Raw genomic sequence first — 9,261 nt, 5'->3', positions numbered from 1 at the left:
GGGCTGCATTCGCGACGGCGCCCCGACCTGGGAAACAACGTGTTGAGCGTGCGAGACCTCCGGGTGCGTTACGGCCGGTCGGTCGCGGCGCTGCACGGGGTTGACCTGGACGTTTCCGCCGACGGTGTGCTGGCGGTGCTCGGCAGCAACGGCGCGGGCAAGTCCACACTGTTGCGTGCCGTGTCGGGCACTCTTCGTATGCATCGGGGCACGGTGGCCGGTGGGGAGATCCGGTACGACGACAAGCGAATCGACCGGCTGGACCCCGCGGAGATCGTGCACCTCGGAGTGGTCGGCGTGCCCGAGGGCAGGCAGATCTTCGCCAGGATGAGCGTCGAGGAGAACCTGCGCGCAGGCGGGATCGGCGCCCGCTCCGCCGAGCAGCGGACGAAGGCGAGACGCCGGGTGCACGAGTTGTTCCCCGTGCTGGCCGAACGGGGGCGTCAGCGGGCAGGGCTGCTCTCCGGAGGTGAGCAGCAGATGCTCGCGATCGGCAGGGCGCTCATGTCCAGCCCCCGGCTGCTACTGCTCGACGAGCCGTCGCTCGGACTCGCCCCCAAGGTGGTGGAGCGGATCGGCGCCATCATCAGGGAGATCCATGCGCAGGGCACCGCGGTCGTCCTGGTCGAACAGAACGCCGTCATGGCACTGCGTGTCGCGGACCACGCCGTCGTCCTCGAGGTCGGCACGGTCGCCCTGTCCGGCGCCGCCCGCGAACTGGCACGGAGCGAGGACGTCCAGCGGCTGTACCTCGGTGGGCATGCCGAGTCGCAGGCCGCCGCGCACGAGGACGAGGTGCTGGCCGCCACGAAACGGGCCGCACGGCGCGGACTGTCGAGGTGGGCCGGATGACCGCGGTGACCCAGGCTCCCGAGCGGACCGACGTGCCCGAGTTGCGGGTGGAACACGTGACGCTGCGGTTCGGCGGTCTCTGCGCGCTCGACGACGTCTCGTTCACCGTGCGGCCGGGTTCCCTGCACGCGCTGATCGGACCGAACGGTGCGGGCAAGTCGAGCTGCTTCAACGTGATCAGTGGCGTTTACCGCGCCAGCGAGGGGTCAGTACGCCTCGGCGACGACGAGATCACCCACCTCAAGCCGCACAAGCTCGCCGGCCGCGGCGTCGGTCGTGCCTTCCAGAACACCGCGTTGTCCCCAGGGTCCACTGTGCTCGACAACGTGATGCTCGGCCGATACGCGCTCACCAGCGGCGGTTTCATCGCCGCCGGGCTGCGGATGCCGTGGACCACCCGCGCCGAACGCAGACACACCCTGCGGGCGGCGGAGATCTGCGACTTCCTCGGTATCGGCGGAGTGCTGCACACCCCGGTCGGCGCGCTGCCGTACGGCGAGGCCAAGCGGGTGGACATCGCCCGTGCGCTGGCGGTGGAGCCGACCCTGCTGCTGCTCGACGAGCCCGCGGCGGGCATGAACGCCATGGAGACGGCGGAGCTCGCGGCGACGATCAGGGAGATCCGGGAGGAGCTCGGGATCTCCATCCTGCTGGTCGAGCACGACATGGGGCTGGTCATGGGCATCGCCGACCGGGTCACCGTGCTCGACTTCGGACAGTGCATCGCGGACGGCCCACCCGCCCAGGTGCAGGCGGATCCCAACGTGGTCAGGGCCTACCTGGGCACCGGGTCGGAAGACGAAGCTGACGGCAGCGAGAACGCCGCTGAGGAGAACGCGTGAACACCTTCCTGCAACTCGTGGTGAACGGCCTCGGCAAGGGCGCGGTGTTCGCCCTGCTGGCCCTCGGCTTCGTGATGATCTTCAAGGCCACCGAGGTGATCAACTTTGCGCACGGCTCGCTCGTGCTCTTCGGCGGCTACATCGTGGTCGCCACCAGGGACGCGCTGGGTTGGGCCGGTGCGGCGGTCGTCGGTGTGATCAGCGCCGGACTGCTGGCACTCGCGGTCGAGCGTCTGCTGCTGTCCCGGTCGAAACACGCCGATCACAACAGTCTCGCACTGCTCACCATCGGCGTCGACGTGATCATCACCGAGGAGATCGTCCGCCGACTCGGGGTGAGCCTGCCGTTCATCGGTGACGCGTGGGACGCGAAACCCTTCCAGATCGGTGAGATCACCTTGTTTCGCACCCACCTGGTGGCACTGGTGGTGGCCACGGTGCTGATCACCGCCTTCTACCTGGCCTTCCGGTTCTCCAACTGGGGCGTGGCGATGCGGGCACAGGCGGAGAACCGTGAGGCCGCGGCGCTGATGGGCATCCGGTCATCCCGTGTGACCGCGACCGCGTGGCTGGTGGCCGGCCTGCTCGCCGGGGTCGCGGTGCTGTTCATCGCCACCCAGGACTTCTCCGGCGCGGGCCTGTCCAGGGGCACGCACTCGATCGCGCTGGCCGCGTTCCCCGCGGCGATCCTCGGCGGCCTGGATTCCACCGCGGGCGCGGTGGTCGGCGGGCTCGTCGTCGGCCTGGCCGAGGCGCTGTCGGCCGAGTACATCTCGTTCGACTTCTCCAAGAGCGCGGTGTTCCTGGTGATGCTGGTGGTGCTCGTCGTCCGGCCCTCCGGACTGTTCGGAACGAGGGAGAGTACGCGTGTCTAACGCAGCCGTCGAGACTCCGCCTTCGGTGACGCCGCCCGACCTCGAAGATCTTCTGCGCCGCCGGGATCCCCTGCGGCTGGTGCGGATCCTGCTCTGGCTGGCGCTGCTGGCCGTGCTGCTGGCGATGCCGCTCTACCTGGAGACGGCCTGGCTCAAGGCGGGCCAGTACATGATGATCGGCGGGGTCGGCGCGATCGGGCTGACGATGCTGATCGGTCAGGCTGGCCAGCTCTCGCTGGCCCACGCGTTCTTCCTGCTCGCCGGAGCCACTTCCTACACGGTCCTTTCCGGACCAACCGGTGACGTGGAGTTGGTCGGCTTCGGGCTCGATCCGGGACTGTCGCTCATCGGCGCGGTCGCGATCAGCACCCTGCTGGGTATCGCCTTCGCGCCGGTGGCGGGCAGGTTGCGTGGTATCTACCTCGGTGTCGCTTCACTGGCCCTGGTCTTCCTCGGGCTCTACATCGGACAGGCGGCTTCCTCGCTGACCGGTGGCACCTCCACCGGTCGGGCTCCCGCGACGTTCGAGCTGTTCGGATTCCCGTTCTCCAACGGGGGGCCGGAACTGGAGATCGCCGGTGTGCCGATCCGGGCGGCGGAGCGCAGCTGGTATCTGTTCCTCGCCCTCACCGCGATCGCTTTCGTGCTGGCACAGGGAGCGATCAGGAGCAGGGTCGGGCGTTCCTGGCGCGCGGTGCGGGACAACGAGGCCGCGGCTTCGGTCATGGGCGTGAGCGTGACCAGGGCCAAGGCCGGCGCCTTCGCCGTGTCCTCCGCGTACGCCGGTCTCGCCGGGGTGATGACCGTGCTCTGGTTCGACATCCTCAAACCCGACGAGAGCGAGTTCGGCACCTACGGCATCAACGTGTCGATCGCGTTCCTGGCAATGGTGATCATCGGCGGGCTCGGCTCGGTGCCGGGGGCACTGGTGGGCGCGTTGCTGGTGAACGGGCTCCCGCAGGTGCTCTCGCTCTACTCGGCTGACCTCGGCTGGTTCACCGGCACCGGAGACGGTGCCATCACCCCGATTCTGGTCAGCTCCTTCGTCTACGGCGCGGCGATCATCCTCGTCGTGTTGTTCGAACCCGGCGGACTCGCGGCGATCGGCCGCAGGATCACGGGCCGTCTCAGCAAGTCATGAAAGAGAGGACAAGCATGAAGCGATCGCTCGCCGTGTTGTGTACCGCCGCACTCGTACTGACAGCCTGCGGCACCAAGGGGGGAGACACCGGTGGAGGAGGTACCGACGACTCCGGAGTCAAGAGCGGGGTCGGAGTCACCGACTCGACGATCACCCTTGGTGTGATGACCGACAAGACCGGGGTGTTCAAGAACCTCGGGCTCGGCATCACGCAGGGAAACGAACTGTGGGTGAAGGACGTCAACGCCGCGGGCGGCGTGTGCGGCCGCCAGATCGCGCTGGAACAGGTCGACCACGGCTACAAGGCCGACACGGCCAAGACGCTCTATCCGCAGATCGAACCGAAGGTGCTCGGTTTCGTGCAGCTGCTCGGCTCACCGGTGGTGGCCGCGCTCAAGCAGAACCTGGCCGACGATGAGGCGGTCGCCGCCCCGGCATCGTGGTCCTCGGAGCTGCTGGACAACCCCTACGTGATGATCGTCGGCACGACCTACGACGTGGAGATGATCGACGGCCTTTCCTACTTGCAGGAGGAGGGCATGATCGCCGACGGTGACACCGTCGGACACATCTACATCGACGGTGAGTACGGCGCGAACGGGCTGCGCGGCGCGAAGTACTACGCCGAGCAGCACAACCTGAAGCTGCGCGAGGTGAAGATCACCTCGACCGACAACGACCTGACGAACATCGTCACCGGGCTCAAGGGCGATGGTGTCAAGGCGATCCTGCTGACCACGTCGCCGACGCAGACCGGTTCCGCGCTGGCGGCGAACAAGGCACTCGGCCTGAACGTGCCGGTCCTCGGCAACAACCCCACGTTCGACCCGGTGCTGCACCAGAGTCCCGCGGCCGGAGCGCTGGACAAGCTCTACGTCGTGGCCAGCAGCGTGCCATTCTCTGCGGACATCCCGAAGGCCCAGCAGGTGGCGGAGAAGTACAAGGCCGCCTACACCGAGCCGCCGAACGCCGGTGTGCCCTACGGCTACGCGGTGGCCGAGGTGTGGGGTGCGGTGCTGAGCAAGGCCTGTGAGAACAAGGATCTGACCAGAGCGGGCATCGCCGCCGCACTCAAGCAGACGACATCGGCCGAGACCGGTGACCTGGTCGCGCCGCTGGACTTCTCCCAGGAGGGTGCCCCTGCGACCCGCCAGGTCTACGTGGCACAGCCGGACGCCGAGGCCGAGGGCGGCATGAAGTACGTCAAGCAGCTCTTCGAGGCCCCCGACGCCAAGTCCTACACCGCCCCCCACCAAAAGTAAGTCCACCCCCACGCCCGCCGTCCCCACTCGACTAGGAGGGTCTGCAAGTACCACCAAGCAAGATCCACTTCGCCGTAAACTGCATCCAACCCGCAGGTCGTCGCCCGCCCGGAGCGGCGCGGTTGGTAGCGGTCAGCGTAGATGCTGATCTTGCTTGGTAGTACTTGCAGACCCTCCGTCTCTGTGCGGCGGGTGGGGGCGCGGGACTGTACGTTGTTCAGCCGGTAGGTGTTCTCGCGTCGCGAAGTGGGGGTTGCTGGTGGAGTTGGTGCTGGCGTTCGGGTTCGTGCTGATGGTCAGCGTGTCGCTCTCCGGCGTCGCCGCGCGCACGATCCTCTCCACGGCGCTGCTGTTCCTCCTGGCCGGTGCGCTCATCGGCCAGGGTGGATTCGGGCTCGTCGAGATCGGCACGCAGGATCCGCTGGTCAGTTCGCTGGCCGACATCGCGCTCTTCACCGTCCTGTTCACCGACGGTCAGCGCGCCAATGTGCGGGCACTGCGGGAGAACTGGCGGCTCTCCGGCCGGGCGCTCGGACTGGCCATGCCGTTGACGATGCTCGGAATCGCGGTGCCCGCGCACTTCCTCGCCGGACTCGACTGGCCTACCGCGCTGCTGATCGGCGCCGTGCTGTCCCCGACGGACCCGGTGTTCGCCGCCGCGATCGTGGGCCGCAAGGACGTTCCCCTGCGGCTGCGCAGGCTGCTCAATGTCGAGTCCGGACTCAACGACGGCCTCGCGCTGCCGTTCGTGCTGATCTTCCTCGCGACGGTCGCACACGAACCGACGCATCCGGCTGTCATCGCGGGCGAACTCGCGCTCGGACTCGTTCTCGGCGTGGTGCTTCCGGCCCTCGTCGTGCTCGCCTGGAAGCTGCGGGTCTTCACCGCCGAACCCCGGCTGCAGGCGCTCGGCCCACTGGCGATCGCGGTGGTGCTCTACGCCGCCTGCCACCTCACCCACGCGAACCCGTACCTGGCCGCCTTCGCCGCGGGTTCCACACTGGCCACAATGGACCGTGTGGCGGCGGAACACTTCGAACCGCTCGGGGACCTGCTGTCCGAGGTGACCAAGTTCGCCGCACTACTGGTGTTCGGCGCGCTGATCACCCCGGAGCGGCTGTCCCATCTCGGCGTCGGCGAGTGGGCCTTCGCGGTGATCGCGATCGTGCTGGTCCGCCCGGCCGCGATGCTGCTCTCGCTGGCGAAGACGCCGCTGCTGTCCAGGGCGGAACGGCTCACCGCGGCCTGGTTCGGACCGAAGGGCTTCGCCTCGGTGGTGTACGGACTGCTGGTGCTGCAGTCCGGCATCCCCGGCAACGAGGTGGTGTTCGACCTCGTCGCGGTGACGATCGCCATCTCGATCGTGCTGCACTCCTCGACCGACGTTCCCGTGGCCAAGGCACTGCGCGTCGAGCCGCCGGACAACCTGCCGACCGGCACTCCCCGCAAGGACGACAGCTGACCGGACCAACAGCGCGAAATCCTGCTGCTGTTGACCTGGTCTGCGGCAAACTGGAACACATGACGAACAAGTCGCTGCTCCGTCCCGATGGGCTCGTCCAGTCGTCCACGGAGGTGACGGCATGAGCGCCGGGTGGGAAGGGTCCGAGGTCGGGCGCACCCGCGACGCGGGCTGGCAGATCGGAGTGTCGAAGACAATCGATCGTCCGGTCGAGGATGTGTGGAACTTCATCACGTCTCCGGCCGGTGTCGCGATCTGGTTGGGCGAGGGCGGCGCCGTGCCACGGGAACCAGGTGCGGGCTACGAGACCGCTGCCGGTGTGCGAGGTGAGACGCGCAGCTTTCGCGAACTCGACCGGCTCCGGCTCACCTGGCAGCCGTCCGACTGGACGCACGACACGACGCTGCAGTTGACGGTGACGTCCGCTGGCGAGGGACGCGCCAGACTGGGGGTCCATCAGGAGCGGCTGGCGAGTGCCGCCGAACGGGAGCAGCAGCGCGGGCACTGGCAGGGCGTGGTCACCGCGCTCGTGGCAGCACTTGCCGAAGCCTGACCCGGGCAACCTGGCCCTGACCTTCTTGCAGCTGACTGGAACCGTCAGGTGCGGTCGGCGAAGGATTCCACGTTCCGCCGTTTGCCGGACACCACCAGAATGTCCGATCGGTTGATCACTGTGGTGGGCTCGGCGTGGGTGAACTCCCCGCCCGGCGGCTTGACGCCCACCACGGTGACGCCGTACTTGACCCGCAGACCGCTCTCGGACAGCGGTTTGCCGATCGCCTCCTCGGGGGCCACGGTCTTGACGATCGTGTAGCCGTCCTCGAACTCGATGTAGTCCAGCATCCGTCCGGTGACCAGGTGCGCCACACGTTCCCCCATGTCGTACTCGGGGAGGATCACGTGGTGTGCGCCGACGCGCTCGAGTATGCGGGCGTGCTGGCGGTTCACGGCTTTGGCCCAGATGGTCGGGATCTCGTAGTCACTGAGCAGCGATGTGGTGAGAATGCTCGCCTCGATGTCGGTGCCGATCCCGACGACGGCGCGCTGGAACTCCCGCACTCCGAGCTGGGTCAGCGCCTCGTCGTCGGTGGTGTCGGCGACGGCGGCATGGGTGAGCCGGTCCGCGTAGCGCTGCACGACCTGCGGGCGGCTGTCGAGGCCGAGGACCTCGCAGCCTCCCCTGGCCAGCTCGGTGGCCAGTGATCCGCCGAACCGGCCGAGGCCGATCACGACGACACGGTCGGCGCGGTTCTTGTTAGCCAACGATCGGCCTCTCCTCCGGTAGTTCGTAACGGCGGGAACGGTTCTTGAGCGCGAGCGCCGAGGCGAGGGTGATCGGTCCGAGGCGCCCGATGAACATCAGGGCGACCAGCACCAGGTGCCCTGCCGGTGGGATGTCGGCGGTAATGCCCGTGGACAGGCCGACCGTGCCGAACGCCGAGATGGTCTCGAACAGCACCTGCTCGATCCGGAACGGGGTCAGGGTGAGCAGGATCAGCGTTCCGCTCATCACCGCGCCGACGCTCAGCAGGGCCACGGTCAACGCCTGTCGCTGGGTGCTCGGCGTGAGTTTGCGGCCCATGACGTGCACCGAGGGTTCGCCGCGGATCTCGGCGAGGATCACGAATCCGAGCAGTGCGAACGTGGTGACCTTGATCCCGCCAGCGGTGCCCGCGCTGCCGCCGCCGATGAACATCAGGATGTCGTTGATCAGCAGGGTGCCCGACTCCATCTGCGCCACGTCCAGGCTGTTGAACCCCGCGGTACGGGGCATCACGCCGTGGAAGAAGCCCGCGAGCAGCTTGCCCGGCACGCCCATCGGGCCGAGGGTCTCCGGGTTGCCCCACTCCGCGACGGTGACGGCGAACGTGCCGATGGCCAGCAGGGCGCCGGTCGCCAACAGGGTGATCTTGGCGTGCAGCGACCAGCGTCCGCGGCCGCGCCTGCGGTGCCGCCAGAGTTCGAACCAGACGGGGAAACCCAGACCCCCGGCGATAACCGCCAACGCGATGGGCAGGCAGACCCAGGGGTCGGTGGCGTAGCGCATCAGGCTGTCGGTGTACAGCGCGAAGCCGGCGTTGTTGAATGCCGAGACGGCGTGGAAGACACCGTGGTAGGCCGCCCTGCCCCAGTCCTCGCCGTAGCCGGTGGCGAACCGCACGGTGAGGAACACGGCGGTGACGACCTCGAAGATCAGGCTCACCCGGACGACTCCGGACACGACCTTGCGGACGTCGCCGAGGCCGAGGGTCTTGGTTTCGGCCTGGGCGTTCAGCTGCATCTTGAGCCCGATGCGCCGGGAGATGAGCATGCCGAGCAGCGAGGCGAGGGTCATGATCCCGAGGCCGCCGATCTGGATCAGCCCGAGGATCACCACCTCGCCGAAGGTGGACCAGTAGAGCGGTGTGTCCACCACGATCAGCCCGGTGACGCACACGGCCGAGGTCGCGGTGAACAGTGCGGGCACGATGCCCGTCACGTCGCCCGACGCGCTGGAGACGGGCAGCATCAGCAGCCCGGTCCCGGCGAGGATCGCCAGCGCGAACGCGGTCACCACGACCTGCGCAGGATGCCGCCAGGTCGGCAGCAGTCTGTGCAGGCCGGAGGTAGTGTGCGGCACCACCTGCGTCCCCCGTCCCGATGAGCTGAAACTCCCGCTGATCAACGTAGCCACCGTCGGGGCACACCGCACGTAAGTTCTGCGTAACTCCTTCGTGGAAGGTCCTTTCGGACATTTCCACCTATCGTGACCAAAATGGAGCCCGATCCACTCCTAAGTGTTACTCGGAACTTTCGGCGGGTGTTACCGATTCACCGATCTTGCTTA

General features: G+C 67.8%; 9 protein-coding genes. 7 read left to right on the top strand and 2 right to left on the bottom strand.

From position 1 onward, the window contains the following. The first annotated feature begins 39 nt into the window (after positions 1-39). The 7 genes from BM199_RS00205 to BM199_RS00175 all read left to right on the top strand — a co-directional run bounded on the left by BM199_RS00205 (position 40) and on the right by BM199_RS00175 (position 6,987). Positions 40-852 (top strand): ABC transporter ATP-binding protein, encoded by an 813-nt coding sequence (locus BM199_RS00205; protein WP_091667719.1) that lies wholly within the window; start codon positions 40-42, stop codon positions 850-852. After that, positions 849-1,694 (top strand): ABC transporter ATP-binding protein, encoded by an 846-nt coding sequence (locus BM199_RS00200; protein WP_091667716.1) that lies wholly within the window; start codon positions 849-851, stop codon positions 1,692-1,694. Before BM199_RS00205 ends, BM199_RS00200 begins: the two co-directional genes overlap by 4 nt. Further along, on the top strand, positions 1,691-2,569 hold the full coding sequence (locus tag BM199_RS00195) for a branched-chain amino acid ABC transporter permease (protein WP_091667713.1): 879 nt from the start codon (positions 1,691-1,693) through the stop codon (positions 2,567-2,569). Before BM199_RS00200 ends, BM199_RS00195 begins: the two co-directional genes overlap by 4 nt. A gap of 52 nt (positions 2,570-2,621) precedes the next feature. Next, positions 2,622-3,710: a branched-chain amino acid ABC transporter permease gene (locus tag BM199_RS00190; protein WP_245788125.1), complete on the top strand. Its 1,089-nt coding sequence runs from the start codon at positions 2,622-2,624 to the stop codon at positions 3,708-3,710. Between the two features lie 14 nt (positions 3,711-3,724). Next, positions 3,725-4,972, top strand: coding sequence for an ABC transporter substrate-binding protein (locus BM199_RS00185; RefSeq protein WP_091667710.1), 1,248 nt, complete (start codon positions 3,725-3,727; stop codon positions 4,970-4,972). A gap of 259 nt (positions 4,973-5,231) precedes the next feature. Further along, positions 5,232-6,434, top strand: a complete 1,203-nt coding sequence (locus tag BM199_RS00180) for a cation:proton antiporter (protein ID WP_091669473.1) — start codon at positions 5,232-5,234, stop codon at positions 6,432-6,434. 121 nt (positions 6,435-6,555) lie between these two features. Then, a complete protein-coding gene (locus tag BM199_RS00175) occupies positions 6,556-6,987 on the top strand; it encodes an SRPBCC family protein (RefSeq protein ID WP_091667707.1) in 432 nt (143 codons plus the stop codon). A 44-nt stretch (positions 6,988-7,031) separates the two neighbouring features. Here BM199_RS00175 and BM199_RS00170 read toward each other — a convergent pair whose 3' ends face one another. Both BM199_RS00170 and BM199_RS00165 read right to left on the bottom strand, forming a co-directional pair. Continuing rightward, on the bottom strand, positions 7,032-7,697 hold the full coding sequence (locus tag BM199_RS00170; RefSeq protein ID WP_091667705.1) for a potassium channel family protein: 666 nt from the start codon (positions 7,695-7,697) through the stop codon (positions 7,032-7,034). Then, positions 7,690-9,054 carry a TrkH family potassium uptake protein gene (locus BM199_RS00165; protein WP_091669470.1) on the bottom strand — a complete coding sequence of 455 codons (1,365 nt, stop codon included), beginning with the start codon at positions 9,052-9,054 and terminating at the stop codon, positions 7,690-7,692. The genes BM199_RS00170 and BM199_RS00165 overlap by 8 nt, the downstream gene beginning before the upstream one ends. Positions 9,055-9,261: the final 207 nt, after the last annotated feature.

Source organism: Amycolatopsis marina (genome assembly GCF_900111885.1).
GTDB lineage: Bacteria > Actinomycetota > Actinomycetes > Mycobacteriales > Pseudonocardiaceae > Amycolatopsis > Amycolatopsis marina.
Note: the sequence above shows the minus strand (reverse complement) of the source record. Positions and strands in the feature narration are given on the sequence as shown.